The sequence below is a fragment of the Blautia sp. ZXY-1-B12 genome (genome assembly GCF_056339915.1).
The window spans coordinates 1-19,332 of the sequence record NZ_JBWJVP010000132.1 but is presented as its reverse complement, the minus strand read 5'-3'; the positions used below and the strand labels follow the sequence as shown (position 1 = coordinate 19,332).

The following is a 19,332-nucleotide window of genomic DNA, read 5'->3' as shown; positions in this document are numbered from 1 at the left end:
GCCCTTTCTCATATATCCTTTCAACTGATGCCAGGTGAATTTCTCGCCATCGTCGGGCCGTCAGGCTGTGGAAAGTCCACGCTGCTGAATCTGATCTGTGGTCTGCTCCGGCCGGAACAGGGACAGATTCTTCTGGACGGCACGCCGGTAACTTCCGGTGACTGCCGTATCGGATATATGCTGCAAAAGGATCATCTGCTGGAGTGGCGGACAATTTATAAAAATGTTCTTCTCGGACTGGAAATCCGCAGGGAACTCACTGCCGAAAAACTTGCTTATGTAAATCAGCTTCTCTCAGATTACGGTTTGGACAAATCCCGCTCTGCTCATCCGTCTGAATTGTCCGGAGGAATGCGCCAGAGAGCTGCACTGATCCGTACTCTGGCATTAAAGCCGGAACTTCTTCTGCTGGATGAACCGTTCTCTGCACTTGACTCTCAAACCAGACTCAGCGTAAGTGATGATATCGGCAGAATCCTGCGTCAGGAAAAAAAGACTGCGATCCTTGTCACCCATGATATTTCAGAAGCGATCAGCATGGCAGACCGGGTTATCATTCTTTCTCCAAGGCCTGCCATTATTCGTAAGATTGTGCCAATTTGTTTTGATCTGGAGAACCGTACTCCTATGGCTTCCAGAAATGCGCCTGAATTTAAATCTTATTTCAATCTTATCTGGAAGGAGCTAAATCATGATGTCTGAAATCTCATATCATCAGCAACAGTATATCCGACATCAGAAAAGAGAAAAGAAACTTGTTCTTTTTTTGCGGATATTTATTCTTCTTTTCTTTCTGGTGTTGTGGGAAATCTCCGCCAGGACCGGGCTGATCGATTCTTTTATCTTCAGCAGTCCGGTAATGATCTGGCACAGCTTCTGCAGTATGTGCAGAGACGGCTCTATTTTTCCCCATCTCTCTGTTACAATTACGGAAACACTGGTCAGTTTTCTGTTCGTTGTTGTTCTGGGTGCAGGGATGGCAGTTCTGCTGTGGACCTGTCCCAGACTTGCGAAGATCACAGAGCCTTATCTCGTAGTACTGAACAGCCTTCCGAAATCTGCTCTGGCACCTTTGCTTATTGTATGGCTTGGTGCCAACGAACGGACGATTATTGTCTGCGGTATGTCGGTTGCTATCTTTGGTTCGATTTTGAATCTGTATACAGGTTTTGGCGAAGCTGACTCGGAAAAACTGAAGCTGATTGAGACGCTGGGCGGTGGGAAGAAAGAAAAGCTTATGAAGATTATTCTTCCGTCTTCTGTGCCGTTACTGCTCAGTGTTATGAAAGTTAATATTGGTCTGTGTCTGGTTGGTGTTATCATAGGCGAATTTATCGGTGCCAGAAAAGGGCTTGGCTACCTGATCATCTATTCCAGCCAGACCTTTAAGCTTACCTGGGTACTGATGTCCATTATCATTCTGTGCATCATCGCTATTATCCTGTACGGACTCCTCGGACTGATTGAAAAACGCGCACGCAGATAGTTGTTAATTTTTAACCGCTATTTTTTATAACGAAACGGTTTCGGAAACAGATTCAATATCTGAAAAAATTTTGCTGCAAAAAGAAGCCCGGAAGATCATCGAGTTCCACTTAACTGGACACTCCTGAACTTCCGGGGCTTCTTTTGTTTCTGACTGTCTGTCAGTTATTCTGTTTTTAAACCAGCGCCTCTGTCCGGTTACTATCATGTTCCGACCAAAGCGCCTGATAATGTGTATATCATGAATTATTCTTCTCCAAGGCTCTCCACTGCCTCTGTGAAATCCTGTATCAGATCTTTTATATCTTCGATACCCACACTGATACGGATTGTATCGTCGTACACTCCTGCCTCTGCCATTGCTTCCGGCGTACTGTGAATATAAATCGTAGACGCCGGATGAATCACCAGAGTTCTCACATCACCGATATTGGTTGCAATCTTTACATATTTCAGATGATTGATCAGCTTATATGCCCGTTCTTTGGAACCTGCACGGATAGTCAGAATCGCTCCACCCTTTCCACTAAGCTGTTTTTCTGCCAGTTCATGATATGGACTGGACTTCAGTAGCGGATAGTTGACAGATACACCTTCCAGCTTCTCCAGTGCCTGGGCAAGCCGGAAAGCGTTATTACAGACCCGCTCCATACGAAGACCAAGTGTCTCCATTCCGATAATATTCAGATAAGCGTTCATCGGAGCCAGACAGCCGCCCATGTTTCGCCAGATTCCGTTCCTCAGTTTCACAAGATAAGCAAACTTTCCGTATTTCTTATATTCCTTCATTCCCGGATAACGTTCCGGACTCCAGGAAAAGTTTCCGCTGTCAATGATAATTCCACTGATGGCATCTCCACTTCCATTTATATATTTAGAAGTAGAATGCACCACTACATCCGCACCATACTGAATCGGATTAAGCAGATACGGAGTCGAAGTTGTGCTGTCTACAATCAGCGGTACTCCTTTTCCATGAAGAAAATCTGCTGTTTCCCGGACATCCATTACATTCAGTGCGGGATTTCCTACTATTTCACCAAACACTGCTCTGGTCTTATCTGTAAGAAACGGCTCGATCAGCGCCTTCTCTACCCTCGGTATAAAATGTACTTTGATTCCGAATGCCTCCAGATCATGAAGCAGATCCAGTGTACCTCCGAACAATGCACTTCCTGCGATTACCTCATCCCCTGCCTGCAGGATATTAAGTAATGATAATGTAACCGCTGACATTCCGGAGGAACAGGCTACACCTCCAATCCCGCCTTCTAATTCATTTACTCTTCGCTCAAACGCATCTACTGTCGGATTCGCAATCCTGGTATATGCAAATCCCGGTGCCCGATTCTGGAATACTTTTTCCAACTGTTCTGAAGATTCATATGCAAAAGCATTTGCCAGGCTGATAGGCGGCACTGTTGAACCATTCGCATAATTGTCTACTGCTTTTCCGTGTAATAATTTAGTCTGAAATTCCATGAGCATATTCCCCTTGTAAAATATAATAATCTCCGGACTAACGGTATGTTTTCTGTGATATATCGTTTCCCTGTTTTTACTAATTTCATAGTGTTTTGATATGAATAGTAGTATATATTTTTCACATAAATCTGTCAATAAATTTTCTTATATCAATTATTTATATACACATATAGTTTTTGTCTATATTTTGTTATTTTTCTATAGAAATAATTTAGTCTAAAATCAACATCTTTTTCCATATTGTCGAAAAAACATAGCTTTTTCTATCTTTATCTGGTAAAATTGATATATAGCAATCCTCTAAAATAATGCATCTTAATATAGAGCGTATTTGAAAAATCATTTACAAGGACTGCTATAGATTATTATTTCAGTCAAACGACATATCTGAAAATGAATGTCCTGAAATGTAATTCCACTACATAAGATTCATAACAGAACGGAAGGAGGCCCTTTATGAAAACAAGGAAAAAATGGTTAAGAAAAACAACCGCTATCTGTACTGCAGCACTTCTTGGTACTGCTGCAATTCCATCTACAGCATTTGCAGCAGACAGTTACGCTTCCATTGAAAAAGATGCATGGGCAAAAAAGGTCACAGAAATGGCATCTTCTTACGCTACATCTATAGAAGAAAGCCAGTCTCTGATGTCAGGAATGCAGAGTGACATGATTCTGAAATTTGAAGATTCCGGACGCTCATTGCTGGGGTTTGTCGCACCATTTGATGTCTCCTGGCTGGACAATGTCACACTTTCCAATGATATCTCTTTTACAGAAGGAAAAGAAGGTATTCTGATGAAGGTCCTTCTTAATGATAATAAAATCTGTACTCTGGAATATTATCTTGATCCGGACAGCCAGGATATTTATATGCGCATCCCTGAACTCTCTGATAAATATTTCAAGACCAATCTGGAAGAAGCCGCAGACCAACAGGCTGCCAATATTGAAAATGATCTTGAAGAATTAACCCCTGATGATTCAGATGCAGATATTCCGACAGACAATTTCGCTTCCGCTTATTCTGACAGTCTCAGCCTGACTGTTTCCATGATGTCTGATCTGTCAGCAGCAGCTCCAGAAGCTTCTGTAGTAGAAACACTTCTGGATAAATACGAATCTATGCTTTTTGACAATGTAACAGAAGGCGAAAGCAGTCAGGAAACTCTGACAGCAGGTGATATCAGTCAGGACTGTACAGTATATGAAGGCCAGATTTCAGCCGAAGACGCTGTGAAAAACTGCAACTGCAATCCTGGAAGAAGCAAAATCAGACAGTGATATTGAGAACATCCTCGATACCTGGACAGAGAAACTCTCAAGTAATGAGGACCTGCATGAAAGCTTTACCAAAGCTGTAGAAGACGGTCTTGATTTTCTGAAAGATGCAGATACCGGTGATTCCGATGATTCTCATCTCAACACCAGAATCTGGGTTGATGAAACCGGCAGAATTGCAGGACGTAAAATTGAGTTTCAGGAAGGTGATAAAATAACTCCTGTTCTGAACTGGCAGATGACCAGGGACGGCTCAGACTTTGGCTATCTTCTCTCCATTGAAACAGATGATTCCGGCACACTCTCCCTGTCCGGATCCGGTCAGATTGATGGCGGTAAATTAAACGGAACCTATAAAATTTCTCAGGATGATACAGCCGCAGCTGTTATCGAAGTAAAGGACTACGACACCGAATCTGCAAAAGAAGGTTACTTAAACGGTAACTATACTATCACCTTCCCTGCTGATTCTTCAGAAGATACAGATTCTTCTCTTTCCATGCTCGAGAACTTTGCACTTGTATTAGATTTAAATTCAGCAAAAGATTCTGGTTCTGTTGCACTGTCCGTTGAAAGTGCAGGAAGCACTCTCGGAAGCTTCACTGTTACTTCCGGTGCAGGCGAATCTGTTGAAATTCCGGACCTTACGGCTCTTGGAGATGTTTATGACGTAACCAATGAAGATGATATGAGTGCCTACGCAGCTACACTCGACCTCACTACACTTATGGATAATCTGTCCAATGCAGGCGTTCCGGACGAAGTCATCACTTATGTTCTCAGCGGCGGAAGCAATTCCGATGCCGAAGATGTTACTGATGAAAATGCCTCAGAAGCAGAGTCTGATGCTGAGTCTGCTGAAGCAGGCGCAGCCTGACTTAGCAGCTTTATCACTATCGTCTACTGCAGCAGACGGTTCCAGTAATACTTTATCCCGATACCTACTACTACTGCTGTTATAAATTCACAGATCCAGAACGCATTCCACACAGCATCTGCCCCGGCAAAATAGCACAGCAGATAAGCTGCCGGAATGATCACTATAATATATCTTAATAACGAAATCACCAGGGACTGAGCACCTTTGCTCAGTCCTTCTAATGCACCGGAAGCTGTAACAGAGATGGCAGATGGGATAAACCCGATACTGATAATCTGTAATGCTGCAGTGCCAAGTCTTACAGTTTCCGGGTTCTCAGTAAACATTCCCATCAATGTCTCTGATGCTGTAAAGCAGATGATCGTTCCTACCAGCATGATCATACCATTCAGAAGCACAGAAATCCCAAAAAGTTTCTTTACCCTCTTTATTTCTCCTGCTCCGTAATTATATCCTATCAACGGGCGCATTCCCTGGACAATGCCGCTTGCAGGCAGATACAAAAAAGTCTGAAGCTTATAATAGATTCCCAGAACCACTACATAGCTTCCGGAAAAAGCCGATAATATCTGATTCAGGAAAGAGATCAGAACTGACGGCAGGGCAATATTCAGGATTGCGGGAATCCCTACCATATACAGCTTCCCGTCCAGGTTCCTGTTAAGTTCCAGATATTTCCTGCTGATCTCCACCGGAATACTACACTTCTTATATGCGATCAGATATACAATAACTGTAAATACCTGGCCAAGACCAGTTGCCAGTGCTGCACCTCTGATCCCCATTTCCGGAAAAATCCCCACTCCGAAAATCAGCAGCGGATCCAGGATAATATTGGAAATACAACCGATCATCAGACTGATCATTGTCAGTTTCATTCTGCCCACAGCCTGAAAAATCTTTTCGAAGGACAGGCTGATCATGATCACTGTGGAAAATGCAAATGCAATGGTTGAATACTGCACACCAGATGAGATCACTTCCTGCTCTTTTGTAAACATACTGAGAAATACAGGCATAAACGGAATACAGATTACTGTAAAAATAATTCCATGGATAATATTAAAGAGCATACCATGGGTAGCTGCTATATTCGCATTTTTAATATTTTTTGCTCCCAGCTGAAAAGAAATCTGTGCATTGATTCCCACACCGAAACCAATGGCAACTGCATTAATAAAGTTCTGTACAGGAAATACCAGAGACAGAGCTGTCATCGCCTGCTCACTGATCTTTGCCACAAAAAAGCTGTCTACAATGTTGTACAGTGAATTCACCAGCATAGACAGTACCATAGGCATTGCCATAGATGCCAGAAGCGGCAGAATCGGTTTTTTCTTCATAAAAGTATTGTTCATTCTTTTTTCCTTTCTCTGTTTCATTGCAACAAAAAACGCCACACAATTATCTCTACATTGCTGTATGATAATCGTGCGGCGAAAAGAGTTCATGTTTGTCACAAGACTGAAAAATCCACACCAGTTTTGGTGTGATTAACATATCATAATTTATCTCCTGCTGTCAAGACTTTTTATCCATTTTACTGCGTTTTCCTGATTCGGTGCTGAATACGGCACTGCAATGCATACAGGATCGTAGATTACACCTAATTCCTGTTCAAGCTCACTGTCAGTAATGGAAATGTGCGTAGTATCTGTCTGCATTCCAGACTTCTCAAAAGCTTCCTCACCCATCAATTCCTTCAAATCTGCAAATGGCTCATTCTTCTTCAAAGTCTGATAAAGCTTCTCCGGCATAACCATAATATCAATGGAACCTGCCTGGATCTGTGCCATATAAGCTATCTGTGCATTATAATCAAATTCTGCCATTTCAGAGTCCGTAGTAAGATTCACGCCTATCTCTACTTTACTATAGGGATCATCTTTGTACCCAAGTGTTTCTTTGATTTTCTGCTCAGGAGTTTCCGTATCATTTGCCATTGAATTTACCACTGTCATGGACAGAACTGTTTTTATTTTGGACTGTTCATAGTAATCCTTTATTCCGAATATAAGAGCAATCACTGCGATCACTCCGAAAATAGCCGGTTTATAATACATCCAGATATATTCCAGCTTTTTCTTTGGCCCCATTCCCTTTAATTTTTCTTTCTCAATCAGACGTCTTTCCTTCTTTGACAAATCCGATTCATTCTTAATCTCCGGATTCAGCACACTTTCATCGTGCTCTTCTGCCTGTTCTGCTCTGTTCTTACTCTGGTTCTTGTCCTGATTTTTATCTGCCATTCTCTCTCCTTTGTATTTTCTGCATAATGGTTTTCGGTAACTGTTCAGCAGTCCGCCATTCTGCGAAACACCGGACGGTTACGTTCATAAGATTTACTGATTACTATATCACATTTTCCATTATGTGAACAGTTATAATTCCCGCGGTTCCTGAAGATAACGTTACTATGTTACTGTTCATTCCATTCTCAGTAACGCAGCCAAAATTCATTCCGGATTTTCATACCCTGACTATACATGATTATTCTGCAAAATATTTTGCCTTGCATACGCAGAGACCGCAGATATGCCGGAAACTGTCACCACTGTCAGCATATATACCAAAACCGGACGCAGCCAAAAATAAATCTGACAGTCGCTGACTCCCAGACCTTCTGAACATTTTTTCAGAAGGTCTGACATCGCCGGATGAATAAGATAGATCAGGAAAGCATATTTTCTTCCGGTTTCCACCAGTACAGAGGGAAAATTTATTTCCCTTCCATATAAAATAAGCCACAGAAACAGACAGATCACTGCAACACAATTTCCTGTGTAAATTTCTCCTGCTCCCCGGAAAGCATATTCCATCATGCTGAGTGCCACACCGAAACTCATCCCTGCTTTCAATCCCCATTGCATCCATTGCTCCAGACGTTTGCATACTATCTTATCCTGATATTCATGGATCATCTGACCTGTAAGGAAAAAGCTCATTCCTGTAAACAGAAAGTTTCTGTATTCCATAGTGTGATAAAATCTGTCAAAAAAGACACAAAACTCCGCTCTCCATAAAAGTATTGCCAGCAATACAGGTGCCATACAATATGCAGCCTTACGCATTCTCCATTTTTCAATCAGGAGAGCAAGCAGATAACAGTAAATTAATGCAGGAAGAAACCATAAATGTGCTCTTACCGGAGAAGTACTGTTGTACACGAAAAATTCCTTCAGATGCTCTGTACTCACAAGCCCTTTTATCCATGTCCATACTCTCTCCCCATTCCAGGCTTTCATAAAACATTCCCAGATAAAATAAAACACAACTGAAACTGCAAAAAGCTTCATGATATGCAGGATTTTAGACAATATTCTTTTTGAGGCATTGCAATTTTGATAATAACAGAAATACCCGGATACCATAAAGAAAAACGGCACCGCACATCTTGCCAGTACTTTTACAAGCTGCCCGGCCTGTCCCGGAAAGCTTACATGGATGCATACCACCAGGCACGCAGCAATGGCCTTTACAGCATCCAGACTTTTATTTCGCATTTGATTTCTCACCCACCTTTTTCTGTTGTTTCATCTATAGCAGCAGAATAATCCGTAAAAATATCTAACCTGACATCATTTCAGTCAGACAGATAAAATCATCCGCTTCGCTGCTATAATATATCAAAGCGAACCACACATGTCAAACCTCAGGCAGATACAGAAGTCATCAGCCAGCTTCGGTCCACCCTTGCAAGGAGCCTGGCATTATGATAGGCCATTCTGAGAGTCAGGCAGGTACGCCCCAGATATTTGCTTCCGTCCGAAGTTTTCATACACGCCAGTGCAAGGTCGGGTTTTCCCGGATGGCGGAGACAGATTGGGAGCAGCAGTTGAATTGAGTGATTATAATACTGTGGAATTGCCGTTCTGTAATCTGCCTCAAGCATTCTTTTTGTCTGTTTCAACGCGCCGTCAAACAGCTGCATTTTCATGCTGCTGTCACGTACTTCCTTTGGAAGACGGGCAGCATTTTCCTCATCCCCGAAAATATGCTCGTACTGTGGAATTACCGGAAGTTTTGTATCAAACACAAGATCTGACGGATTTTCCACATAGCATGCCTTTTCCGGCAGACAGGTGATTCCTTCTTTTAACAAATAGTATTCTGTATAAAAGCCATCCAGAAACCAGGGCTGCCTGTCCGGGACCAGATTGGGAATAAAATACGCATAAATCGGCTGATAATAGTAATTAAAGAGTCCTGTATTAAATATGGCATAATTCTTTTTCTCCCACACCTTCTGTTCTTCATAAAGGCGTTTAAATGTATGTTCCAGGTATCCTTTCAGAATTCCGTTATCATCTGTATCCGAAAAGCTCCATTTCTCCGGCACCATCCTTGCAAGATTCTGAATCTGCCGATTATAGTCTCCGCAATAAGTAAAATCAAATAAATTAATCATCAGGCTCCTCCTGTCCCTGCACCTTTCATATTGTCATTACTGTTCTCTCTTAATATTTATTGTATTTTGGAAAAAATATGGCAGAACTGCCAGATTATGATTTGTATGAAAATCAGTTTTGATTGTTATTATTTAACATACCATAATTTCTGTCAAAAGACAAGGATTAGCATCCTCCAAAAAGTGTCAAAAATCACCATCTGGCTTATAATTCAAAAGTTACTGTTCACTCCGTTCACAGTAACTTAGCCAAAATTCATTCCAGATTGCCTGCGGCAATGGAATTTTGGCTTGTATGTCTCGGGATTTTGGCATATTGATGCCAAAACACCTCGCGGGATAGTGGTACATTCAGACAGTATATTATCCATCCGGTAATACCTGATGCTTGTAGCCTGCCGGTCAGCTGTGTTATACTCTACACATATCAGCAATACGCAAATGCAGGCTGAACAACTGTTTCTATCCGCATTTGCGGGCAAGACTATTTTTCTTAAAGAAGGTTTTACAATGAAAAAAGACGGCTACTACTCTTCCGGAGAATTTGCACGGATGGCACATGTAACACTCCGCACTATCCGCTATTATGACAAACAGAATATCCTCAAACCCTCCTATGTAACAGAATCCGGCGCACGTTTTTATACAGATGAGGATTTTGCAAGACTTTCCCAGATCCTGCTTCTGAAATATCTGGGTTTCTCCCTGGATGACATACGGGAAATGACCATTGACGACTCAGACTATCATTTTATGGAAAATTCCCTGAACATCCAGCTAAAGCTGGTACGTGACCGTATCGAACAAATGCAGCTGGTGGAAAAGGCAATCCAGGATACCACAGATGCGATCCGCTCCCATCATTCCATAGACTGGAATCAGATGCTTGACCTGATCCACCTGACAGGCATGGAGAAAAGCATGAAAAATCAATACCAGAACGCCTCCAACATTTCCTCACGCATTAATCTGCACAGCCTTTATTCCCAGAATAAACAGGGATGGTTTCCATGGGTTTATGAGCAGTGTCAGATTCATCCGGGGATGCGTATCCTTGAACTTGGATGCGGCGACGGTGTTCTGTGGACACAGAATATTTCCAGCCTCCCCGGTAAAGTTTCCGTTACTCTTTCTGATCTTTCATCCGGAATGCTTCGTGATGCCAGACGTGCTATCGGACGCAAAGACAGCCGTTTTTCCTTCGAGGCATTTGACTGTGCAAGAATTCCTCATGAAGACAGAAGCTTTGATCTGGTCATTGCAAACCATGTGCTTTTTTACTGTGAAGATATCTCTGCTGTATGCAGCGAAATTCAACGTGTGCTCACTCCGGGCGGAAAACTGATCTGCAGTACCTATGGAAAAAAACACATGCAGGAAGTCAGCAGACTGGTCCGGGATTTTGACGACCGGATCGTTCTCTCCGCAGACAAACTCTATGAGCGTTTTGGCAGAGAAAACGGAGCAGATATCCTGGCACCGTATTTTTCCCGTATTTTCTGGGAAAGCTATAAGGACTCTCTTCTTGTCCCCGATGCAGAACCGCTGATTTCCTATATCCTCTCCTGCCATGGAAATCAGAATCAGTATCTTCTGGACAAATACAAAGATTTCCGTGGATTTGTATCGCGAAAGACAAAGGATGGGTTCTTTATTACCAAGGATGCCGGCATTTTTCTTTGTGAAAAATAACCAAAATTTAACTTTTTTGTAAAAAGTACTTGAAGGTGACCTAAGGTCACCTTTTATAATACAATCACCAGAGTCAGGATGATATCGTAACTCAGACTGATAATCCAGAAACCCGTTGATTAGTACCGCAGTCGCCTGATATTTTGCTTATCATTTACAAAGATAACTGACAGAATATCGCTCCGACCGCATACTGCCAAATAACAAAGGAGAATACACATGAAAGGTATTATTTTAGCAGGCGGTTCCGGCACACGCCTTTATCCGCTTACAATGGTAACATCCAAACAGCTTCTGCCAATCTATGATAAACCAATGATCTACTATCCCATGTCTGTACTGATGAACGCAGGAATCCGCGATATCCTGATCATCTCTACTCCGCAGGATACTCCTCGTTTTGAAGAACTTCTTGGTGACGGACATCAGTTCGGTGTCCATCTCACCTATGCAGTACAGCCAAGTCCGGACGGACTTGCTCAGGCATTTATCATCGGCGAAGAATTTATCGGTGATGATACTGTTGCCATGGTTCTCGGCGATAATATCTTCGCAGGACATGGACTGAAGAAAAGACTGAAAGCTGCTGTAAAGAACGCAGAATCCGGCGAGGGTGCAACTGTTTTCGGATACTATGTAGATGATCCGGAGAGATTCGGTATTGTAGAATTTGACCATGAAGGCAAGGCTATCTCAATTGAAGAGAAACCGGAGCACCCGAAGAGCAACTACTGTGTCACAGGTTTATACTTCTATGACAATCGCGTCGTAGAGTATGCAAAAAATCTGAAACCAAGTGCCAGAGGCGAACTTGAGATCACAGATCTGAACCGCATCTATCTGGAAAAGGGCGAATTAAACGTAGAACTTCTCGGACAGGGATTCACATGGCTGGATACAGGTACACACGAGAGCCTTGTGGAAGCCACCAACTTTGTAAAAACAATGGAAAGCCACCAGCACCGCAAAATAGGTTGCCTGGAAGAGATTGCATATCTCAATGGCTGGATTACAAAGGAAGATGTGCTGAAGGTTTATGAAATACTGAAGAAAAATCAGTATGGTCAGTACTTAAAAGACGTTCTGGACGGTAAATATCTGGATGTATTGCACTAACCGAAGCTTTTAGACCTGTACAAGCGAATTCGCAGTCAAGTGAGTGATATATCAAATTTTCAAACAGTTATTTAATATATCACCCGCCATGCAGCAAGGCGGATAATTTTATCTGCCTGACTCTATAACAGAATCTTACAGATATTCATATTATATATTTTTTAAGGAGAATCACTATGAACATTATCGTAACCGGCGGTGCCGGATTTATCGGAAGCAACTTTATTTTTCACATGTTAAAAAAATACCCGGATTACCGCATCATCTGTCTGGACTGTCTGACCTATGCAGGAAACCTTTCCACTCTTGCACCTGTCATGGACAACCCAAATTTCCGTTTCGTAAAAGAAAGCATCACCGACCGCGAAGCAGTTTACAAACTTTTTGAGGAAGAACACCCTGATATGGTTGTAAACTTCGCTGCAGAAAGTCACGTTGACCGCTCCATCGAAAACCCAGAAGTTTTCCTTACCACAAATATTATCGGTACTGCTGTTCTCATGGATGCATGCCGCAAATACGGTATCAAACGTTATCATCAGGTATCTACTGATGAAGTTTACGGAGATCTTCCATTAGACAGACCTGACCTGTTCTTCACAGAGGAAACTCCGATCCACACAAGCAGCCCTTACAGTTCTTCCAAGGCTTCTGCAGACCTTCTGGTGCTGGCTTACCACAGAACCTACGGACTGCCTGTAACCATCAGCCGCTGCTCCAATAACTACGGACCATATCACTTCCCGGAAAAACTGATTCCGTTAATGATCGCCAATGCATTAAATAACAAACCACTTCCGGTATACGGAACAGGCGAAAACGTTCGTGACTGGCTCTATGTAGAAGATCATTGCCGCGCAATCGACCTGATCATCCACAAGGGACGTGTTGGAGAAGTTTACAACGTCGGCGGACACAATGAAATGACAAACATTGATATCGTTAAGATCATCTGCAAAGAACTTGGCAAACCAGAAAGCCTGATCACCTACGTAGCAGACCGTAAAGGTCATGACATGCGTTATGCAATCGACCCGACTAAGATTCACAACGAACTTGGCTGGTTACCGGAAACAAAATTCGCAGACGGTATCAAGAAAACAATCAAATGGTATCTGGATAACAAGGAATGGTGGGAAACTATCATCTCCGGAGAATATCAGAACTATTATGAAAAAATGTACGCACACCGTGGGGAGGCATAATTTATGAGAATTTTTGTAACAGGTGTAGGCGGTCAGCTTGGACATGATGTTATGAACGAACTTGCGAGACGCGGCTATGAAGGTGTGGGAAGCGACATTGCTCCTTCCTACAGCGGAATCGCAGACGGCACTGCAGTTACCACAATGCCTTATGTGCAGATGGATATCACTGACAAGACTTCTGTAGAAAAAGTCATCAAAGAAGCAAATGTTGACGCTGTGATCCACTGTGCTGCATGGACAGCTGTAGATGCTGCCGAGGATGAAGAAAATCAGCCGAAGGTCCGTCTGGTAAATGTAACCGGAACTCAGAATATTGCCGATGTCTGCAAAGAGCTTGACATCAAGATGTTGTATCTGTCCACTGACTATGTATTCGATGGTCAGGGAACCACCCCATGGGAACCTGACTGCAAGGATTATAAACCATTAAACGTCTATGGACAGACAAAGCTGGACGGTGAACTTGCCGTATCCGGCACAGTTGATAAGTTCTTTATCGTCCGTATTGCATGGGTATTCGGAAAAAACGGCAAGAACTTTATTAAAACCATGATCAACCTCGGAAAAACTCATGATACTCTCTCCGTAGTCAATGACCAGATCGGTACACCTACTTATACCTATGACCTGGCAAGACTTCTGGTAGATATGATCGAAACTGAAAAATACGGTTATTATCATGCAACCAATGAGGGCGGATATATCAGCTGGTATGATTTCACAAAAGAAATCTTCCGTCAGGCCGCTGCCATGGGACACCCGGAATATCTCCCGGAAAACATGACAGTCAACTCCGTCACAACTGCAGAGTATGGCGCTTCCAAAGCAGCCAGACCGTTTAACAGCCGCCTGGATAAGAGCAAACTGACAGCCAATGGTTTCACACCACTCCCCACCTGGCAGGATGCACTTGGACGGTATCTGAAAGAACTGGATTTCTAAATAAAAAAATCCGGCAGGACACCCAAATGACAGGTGTTTTGCCGGTTTTTTTATTCTTCTCTATGCAGTTTTCTTCTTCTGCGCTGTCTGCCATACGCAGCATCCCACGATCAGAAGTATTCCCACAACATCAGTCATCAGTGACGGATCGATCAGCATCAGTCCGCCTGCTGCCATTAAGACACGAACCGGTACAGACATTTTCACTGACAGGAAGCCTTCCAGTGAGGAGGACAATCCAAACACACCGATCAGTGAGGTGATAAAGATCTGAACAACCTTAAGCGGTGTGGTATCGATCAGCAGCATTGCCGGATTGAAGCAGAATACATAAGGTACGATAAATACTGCGATAGCCAGCTTGGAGGCTGTAAATGCAGTCTTCATCGGATTGGCCTTCGCTATGGCTGAACCTGCGTAGGCAGCCAGCGCTACCGGCGGTGTGATATCTGCAACAATACCAAAGTAAAATACAAAGAAATGAGCTGCCAGTGTAGGTACTCCCATACGTACCAGGATCGGAGCACAGGTTGCTGCCATGATACAGTAATTGGCAGTGGTAGGTACACCCATACCAAGTACGATACAGCACAGCATAGTCAGAAGCAGTGCAATGATCAGTTTTCCGTTTGCAACACTGATGATTCCGTTGATCAGGTCATTGGCAAGTCCTGTCATGGTGATGGAACCGGAAATGATGCCTGCAACACCGCAGGCTACTGCTACGGAGATAACACCTCTTCCTCCTGCTTCCAGTGCATCAATACATTTGGTAACACTGATTCTGTTTTCTTTGTCAAAAAGACTTACGATAACAGAAAGAACGATTGCATAGCTGGCAGCCTTCTGCATGGTCATATAGTTTCCGGATACCCAGATTACCAGCATGACCAGTGGTAATAACAGATAGATTTTACGGATCAGAAGCTTAAATACCGGAAGTTTTTCCTTCGGAATTCCGGAAAGTCCTAATTTCTTTGCTTCCAGATGTACAGAAATAAAGATTCCTGTAAAGTACAACAATGCCGGCAGAATCGCCCTGACAATAATGTTGGAGTACGGTACACCCACAAAATCTGCCATAAGGAATGCGGCAGCTCCCATGATCGGAGGCATGATCTGTCCACCTGTGGAAGAAGCAGCTTCTACTGCTCCGGCAAATTCCGGTTTGTAGCCTGTGTCCTTCATCATCGGGATTGTAACAGAACCGGTTGTTACTGTGTTACCTACAGAGGAACCGGATACCATTCCGCAGAGTGCAGAACTGATAACCGCTACCTTTGCCGGTCCACCTGCATATTTTCCTGCAATGCAGTTAGCCAGCTGAATAAAGAAGTTGGAGATTCCTGTTCTCTCCAGAAACGCACCGAAAATAATAAATACCACAATATATTTAGAGCATACATTTACAGGTGTGGAGAAAATACCCTCTTTTGTGTAGAAAAGATTCCGCACCAGGAATTTCACTCTTCCCAAAAATGCCGGATTGGTAAGCCCTACAGCCAGTGCATAGATCAGGAAAAAACCTGCCACAAACAGGATCGGCAGGCCCACGCATCGTCTGGTAAGCTCGATCAGTGCAGCAATACCGATAATACCGATCACAATCTGATAAGGGGCAAATCTGGTACCCTGATTGATGATCTGATTTGCAGAAAAAGTAAAATACAGAAAAGCACCTGTGCCTGCGATCATAAAAATAATATCGCCAATCGGCATGTAGTTTTCTCTGATATCTCCTTTTTTCGCCGGATAGGTAAGAAATCCGATAAGAATGATGAGCCCCAGAAAAGAAGTCAGTCGGATTTCCTCCAGGAAGGTTGCAAATAAGGTAACATAGATACACCACAGAGAAAAGGCAACCAGCAGGCCGCGTACAGCCAACTTATATTTGCCGGTCCACACACGAATATTGGATTCGCGGTCATATTTCTTCATTACTGCATCTACATCTGCTGTGCTCATGTTCTCAGAACCAGCCTGCCCTTCCGGGGATGTGTTTGCTTTTTTTATCTTATTGTCTTTCATCCTGACTATTCCCCTTTCGTATCCACTGTAATTCCATGCTCTGCATAATAACGTGCCGCACCCTTATGGAAAGGAATGGTCATACCGGAAGTAGCGTTTTCCAGAGAAAGTTCCGCCCCCTTGGCATTCTCAGCAGAAATATCGTCTGCATGGTCAAAAATTGCCGCAGTCATATCATAAACTGTATCCTCATCCAGAGATTCGGATACTACGATCGTCGCCTTGACTGTGATGGTTTCTACAGGCTCATCCTGTCCCGGATAGGTTCCTGCCGGAATCTGGTAGGATGTATAATATGGACAGTCACTCAGGATCGAATCCCTGATCGCGCCATCAATATTGATCATATAGACACCATTGGTAGTTGCAAGCTCTGTGATAGCTGTTGTAGGTGCACCTGCAACAATAAACGCAGCATCAATTTTTCCATCCTTCAAAGATTCCTTGCTGTCCTCAAAAGACAGATACTGGGGATGGATATCATCCAGGGTAATGCCGCCTGCATTTAAAACATCCAGAGCATTGAAATATACACCGGAGTTTGCCGCACCGATAGATACGCTCTTGCCCTTCAGATCTTCCACTGTCTTAATGTCAGGGTCCATGGTAAACAGCTGGACAGTCTCTGCATACAGGCCGCCCAGAGTCCTGAAATCATGGGTTGCACCGTCCTGTTCAAATGCTCTTACGCCCTCCCATGCATAGGCCATTACATCTGACTGGACAAATCCAAGCTGGAAATCTCCGTCCTGTACTGACTGCAGGTTCGCTTTGGAACCACCTGTAGAAACTGCTGTAACCTTTACATTTGTATTATTGGTAATATACTGGGCCAGTACACCACCGTAGGAATAATACGTTCCCGCCGTACCGCCGGTACCGAACGTCAGACGTTCTTTACTTTGTCCGCAGCCGCTCAGAAGGCTGACTGCAAGTGCAAGAGTCAAAACAAGGCCAACAATCCTGCCAGCTTTTCTCCTGCCTCTGAAAAGCTCTTTGTTTCTCATAAATCCATCTCCTTCAGGTACATAATACTTTGAATTATAACATATTTTTTCAAAAAATGATAATCTTTATTGAATAATCTTACAAAAAACGTTACAATAAAGGAAAAACGTGGATAACAAAATAAATAACAACCCAATGGAGGTATCTATTATGTCCGAAAGAAAATACCCTGTCATCACAATCAGCCGGGAGTTTGGTGCCGGGGGACACAGTATTGCAAGAGTAGTTTCAGAAAGGCTTGGTATCCCATATTACGATCGGGATTTTGCAAAACAGGCTGCTGCCAGAAGCGGATATTCCCAGGAGGATATTGATCGTGAGGGTGAAAATCTGAGCCGCAGCGCCAGACTTCTGGACAACATTCTGAATAACTCTGCAGGTTATTTCAGTTCCCATGATGCTATTTACCAGGCTCAGAAAGAGCTGATCCTTCAGTTCGCAGCAGAACAGGATTGTATTATTATCGGCCGCTGTTCCAATCTTATCCTGCGAAATGCCGGTATTCCCAGTCTGGATATTTTCCTTCATGCAGATGTGAATCTCCGCACAGAACATATTCAGAAATTAGGCTTAAACGGAAAGGAAGATCCCAGGAAATATCTCACCAAAATGGACAACCTGCGTGAAACCTATTTCAAAACCTATACAAAACATGAGCTTGGCACTTATCACGATTATGACCTGTGTCTGGATACCGGAACCCTTGGATACGATAACTGTATTGAGATTATCACTTCACTTGCAAAACAGCAGGGGTTGAATCTGAAGCATCAGTAGAAGGACCGCTGCAAGCTGTAAAACAGCAACAAGGCTGTGGCAGTCAGAAAATCTGTGCCACAGCCTCTTTACTTCAGTCCTTTTAATAGTTGTTTCTAAATTTCTTTTATTTTACAAACTCATCCAGAGAACGGATCTGGATTCCTTCTTTTGCAAAAGCCTCTCTGATTTTTTCCACAAACGCCAGAGCCTTGGCTCCGTCTCCATGAACGCAGACAGAATCTGCCTGAATATCAATATCTTTTCCTGTAATTGCAGTAATCTTTTTCTCTTTGACCATACGGATCACCCTGACAATAGCCTCATTTTCATCAGTGATCACAGCACCTTCTTTACGTCTGTTTACCAGAGTACCATCTTCTTCATAGGCGCGGTCTGCAAAAACCTCCATAGCTGTACGCAGGCCCATATCCTGAGCAGCCTTTGCCAGCTGTCCGCCGGAAAGAGCAAGTACGATCAGACTGCTGTCAAATTCTTTGATTGCCTCACAGATCGCAGTAGAAAGGGCATAGTCCTCTGCAGCCATATTATATAAGGCTCCATGAGGCTTTACATGCTGCATTTTTACACCGGTTACTCTGCAGAATGCATCCAGTGCACCCAGCTGATAAAGCACATATGCTTTTGCCTCTGCAGGGGAAACACTCAAATTTCTTCTTCCGAAGCCCATCAGATCAGGAAAACCCGGATGTGCTCCTATACGAATTCCCGCTTCCTTTGCCATTGCCAGCGTATTTCCCATAACTATCGGATCTGAAGCATGATAACCGCAGGCTACATTTGCAGAGGAGATTAGCGGAATGACCTTATCATCATTACCGATTTTATAGTTTCCAAAACTTTCTCCCAGATCACTGTTTAAATCTACTGTATACATTTACCTTACCTCTTTTCTATTTATTTCCCAGAGCGTGTTTGAAAAATCACTCCCTCAATCCGTATACAGGATCCTTACCTACAATCTTATCCCTTAATTTTCAGTACATTCTCAATAAATCCCGTATCTGCCTTTCCGTCGCAGA

The 19,332-nt window shown here is 43.2% G+C and carries 17 protein-coding genes; 9 read left to right on the top strand and 8 right to left on the bottom strand.

Annotation, left to right across the window (positions count from 1 at the left end; genetic code table 11):
* A partial coding sequence (locus AC075L_RS07345) for an ABC transporter ATP-binding protein (protein ID WP_476387458.1) occupies nucleotides 1-702 on the top strand: 702 nt, incomplete at its 5' end.
* Nucleotides 695-1,486 carry an ABC transporter permease gene (locus tag AC075L_RS07340; protein WP_334303978.1) on the top strand — a complete coding sequence of 264 codons (792 nt, stop codon included), beginning with the start codon at nucleotides 695-697 and terminating at the stop codon, nucleotides 1,484-1,486. The genes AC075L_RS07345 and AC075L_RS07340, both read left to right, overlap by 8 nt.
* A 245-nt stretch (nucleotides 1,487-1,731) precedes the next feature.
* On the opposite strand, the gene AC075L_RS07335 is transcribed toward AC075L_RS07340, so the two are convergent.
* Nucleotides 1,732-2,967 (bottom strand): O-acetylhomoserine aminocarboxypropyltransferase/cysteine synthase family protein, encoded by a 1,236-nt coding sequence (locus AC075L_RS07335; RefSeq protein WP_118593007.1) that lies wholly within the window; start codon nucleotides 2,965-2,967, stop codon nucleotides 1,732-1,734.
* 459 nt (nucleotides 2,968-3,426) lie between these two features.
* Between AC075L_RS07335 and AC075L_RS07330 the strand changes: the two genes are divergently transcribed.
* On the top strand, nucleotides 3,427-4,254 hold the full coding sequence (locus AC075L_RS07330; RefSeq protein ID WP_476387457.1) for a hypothetical protein: 828 nt from the start codon (nucleotides 3,427-3,429) through the stop codon (nucleotides 4,252-4,254).
* Between the two features lie 235 nt (nucleotides 4,255-4,489).
* Entirely contained in the window at nucleotides 4,490-5,128 is a 639-nt protein-coding gene (locus AC075L_RS07325) for a hypothetical protein (protein ID WP_476387456.1), read from the top strand.
* A gap of 23 nt (nucleotides 5,129-5,151) precedes the next feature.
* Here AC075L_RS07325 and AC075L_RS07320 read toward each other — a convergent pair whose 3' ends face one another.
* The 4 genes from AC075L_RS07320 to AC075L_RS07305 form a co-directional block, all read right to left on the bottom strand.
* Nucleotides 5,152-6,489 carry an MATE family efflux transporter gene (locus tag AC075L_RS07320; protein WP_055058283.1) on the bottom strand — a complete coding sequence of 446 codons (1,338 nt, stop codon included), beginning with the start codon at nucleotides 6,487-6,489 and terminating at the stop codon, nucleotides 5,152-5,154.
* A gap of 150 nt (nucleotides 6,490-6,639) precedes the next feature.
* The gene (locus AC075L_RS07315) at nucleotides 6,640-7,380 is read right to left on the bottom strand and encodes a hypothetical protein (RefSeq protein WP_022379887.1); all 741 of its coding nucleotides are present in this window, start codon (nucleotides 7,378-7,380) and stop codon (nucleotides 6,640-6,642) included.
* 231 nt (nucleotides 7,381-7,611) lie between these two features.
* Nucleotides 7,612-8,634 (bottom strand): acyltransferase, encoded by a 1,023-nt coding sequence (locus tag AC075L_RS07310; protein ID WP_022379886.1) that lies wholly within the window; start codon nucleotides 8,632-8,634, stop codon nucleotides 7,612-7,614.
* 149 nt (nucleotides 8,635-8,783) lie between these two features.
* On the bottom strand, nucleotides 8,784-9,539 hold the full coding sequence (locus AC075L_RS07305; RefSeq protein WP_020993689.1) for a DUF3825 domain-containing protein: 756 nt from the start codon (nucleotides 9,537-9,539) through the stop codon (nucleotides 8,784-8,786).
* A 510-nt stretch (nucleotides 9,540-10,049) separates the two neighbouring features.
* Between AC075L_RS07305 and AC075L_RS07300 the strand changes: the two genes are divergently transcribed.
* The 4 genes from AC075L_RS07300 to rfbD all read left to right on the top strand — a co-directional run bounded on the left by AC075L_RS07300 (nucleotide 10,050) and on the right by rfbD (nucleotide 14,497).
* A complete protein-coding gene (locus AC075L_RS07300) occupies nucleotides 10,050-11,231 on the top strand; it encodes a MerR family transcriptional regulator (protein ID WP_022380582.1) in 1,182 nt (393 codons plus the stop codon).
* A 219-nt stretch (nucleotides 11,232-11,450) separates the two neighbouring features.
* On the top strand, nucleotides 11,451-12,347 hold the full coding sequence (gene rfbA, locus AC075L_RS07295) for a glucose-1-phosphate thymidylyltransferase RfbA (RefSeq protein WP_022380581.1): 897 nt from the start codon (nucleotides 11,451-11,453) through the stop codon (nucleotides 12,345-12,347).
* Nucleotides 12,348-12,523: 176 nt separating this feature from the next.
* Nucleotides 12,524-13,552: a dTDP-glucose 4,6-dehydratase gene (gene rfbB, locus AC075L_RS07290; protein ID WP_022380580.1), complete on the top strand. Its 1,029-nt coding sequence runs from the start codon at nucleotides 12,524-12,526 to the stop codon at nucleotides 13,550-13,552.
* Between the two features lie 3 nt (nucleotides 13,553-13,555).
* Complete coding sequence (gene rfbD / locus AC075L_RS07285; RefSeq protein WP_022380579.1) at nucleotides 13,556-14,497, top strand: dTDP-4-dehydrorhamnose reductase; 942 nt, start codon at nucleotides 13,556-13,558, stop codon at nucleotides 14,495-14,497.
* A gap of 60 nt (nucleotides 14,498-14,557) precedes the next feature.
* Here the strand turns inward: rfbD and AC075L_RS07280 are convergent, their stop codons facing one another.
* Complete coding sequence (locus AC075L_RS07280; RefSeq protein ID WP_022380578.1) at nucleotides 14,558-16,525, bottom strand: TRAP transporter permease; 1,968 nt, start codon at nucleotides 16,523-16,525, stop codon at nucleotides 14,558-14,560.
* A gap of 5 nt (nucleotides 16,526-16,530) precedes the next feature.
* Nucleotides 16,531-17,532 carry a TAXI family TRAP transporter solute-binding subunit gene (locus tag AC075L_RS07275; RefSeq protein ID WP_022380577.1) on the bottom strand — a complete coding sequence of 334 codons (1,002 nt, stop codon included), beginning with the start codon at nucleotides 17,530-17,532 and terminating at the stop codon, nucleotides 16,531-16,533.
* A 151-nt stretch (nucleotides 17,533-17,683) separates the two neighbouring features.
* Between AC075L_RS07275 and AC075L_RS07270 the strand changes: the two genes are divergently transcribed.
* Nucleotides 17,684-18,310, top strand: a complete 627-nt coding sequence (locus AC075L_RS07270; protein WP_008707544.1) for a cytidylate kinase-like family protein — start codon at nucleotides 17,684-17,686, stop codon at nucleotides 18,308-18,310.
* A gap of 106 nt (nucleotides 18,311-18,416) precedes the next feature.
* On the opposite strand, the gene AC075L_RS07265 is transcribed toward AC075L_RS07270, so the two are convergent.
* A complete protein-coding gene (locus AC075L_RS07265; protein WP_022380576.1) occupies nucleotides 18,417-19,187 on the bottom strand; it encodes a LamB/YcsF family protein in 771 nt (256 codons plus the stop codon).
* Nucleotides 19,188-19,332: the final 145 nt, after the last annotated feature.

Coding starts and splice junctions, on each gene's coding strand:
- AC075L_RS07340 (WP_334303978.1), top strand. CDS start 695: ATGTCTGAAATCTCATATCATCAGCAACAGTATATCCGACATCAGAAA.
- AC075L_RS07335 (WP_118593007.1), bottom strand. CDS start 2,967: ATGGAATTTCAGACTAAATTATTACACGGAAAAGCAGTAGACAATTAT.
- AC075L_RS07330 (WP_476387457.1), top strand. CDS start 3,427: ATGAAAACAAGGAAAAAATGGTTAAGAAAAACAACCGCTATCTGTACT.
- AC075L_RS07325 (WP_476387456.1), top strand. CDS start 4,490: ATGACCAGGGACGGCTCAGACTTTGGCTATCTTCTCTCCATTGAAACA.
- AC075L_RS07320 (WP_055058283.1), bottom strand. CDS start 6,489: ATGAACAATACTTTTATGAAGAAAAAACCGATTCTGCCGCTTCTGGCA.
- AC075L_RS07315 (WP_022379887.1), bottom strand. CDS start 7,380: ATGGCAGATAAAAATCAGGACAAGAACCAGAGTAAGAACAGAGCAGAA.
- AC075L_RS07310 (WP_022379886.1), bottom strand. CDS start 8,634: ATGCGAAATAAAAGTCTGGATGCTGTAAAGGCCATTGCTGCGTGCCTG.
- AC075L_RS07305 (WP_020993689.1), bottom strand. CDS start 9,539: ATGATTAATTTATTTGATTTTACTTATTGCGGAGACTATAATCGGCAG.
- AC075L_RS07300 (WP_022380582.1), top strand. CDS start 10,050: ATGAAAAAAGACGGCTACTACTCTTCCGGAGAATTTGCACGGATGGCA.
- rfbA (WP_022380581.1), top strand. CDS start 11,451: ATGAAAGGTATTATTTTAGCAGGCGGTTCCGGCACACGCCTTTATCCG.
- rfbB (WP_022380580.1), top strand. CDS start 12,524: ATGAACATTATCGTAACCGGCGGTGCCGGATTTATCGGAAGCAACTTT.
- rfbD (WP_022380579.1), top strand. CDS start 13,556: ATGAGAATTTTTGTAACAGGTGTAGGCGGTCAGCTTGGACATGATGTT.
- AC075L_RS07280 (WP_022380578.1), bottom strand. CDS start 16,525: ATGAAAGACAATAAGATAAAAAAAGCAAACACATCCCCGGAAGGGCAG.
- AC075L_RS07275 (WP_022380577.1), bottom strand. CDS start 17,532: ATGAGAAACAAAGAGCTTTTCAGAGGCAGGAGAAAAGCTGGCAGGATT.
- AC075L_RS07270 (WP_008707544.1), top strand. CDS start 17,684: ATGTCCGAAAGAAAATACCCTGTCATCACAATCAGCCGGGAGTTTGGT.
- AC075L_RS07265 (WP_022380576.1), bottom strand. CDS start 19,187: ATGTATACAGTAGATTTAAACAGTGATCTGGGAGAAAGTTTTGGAAAC.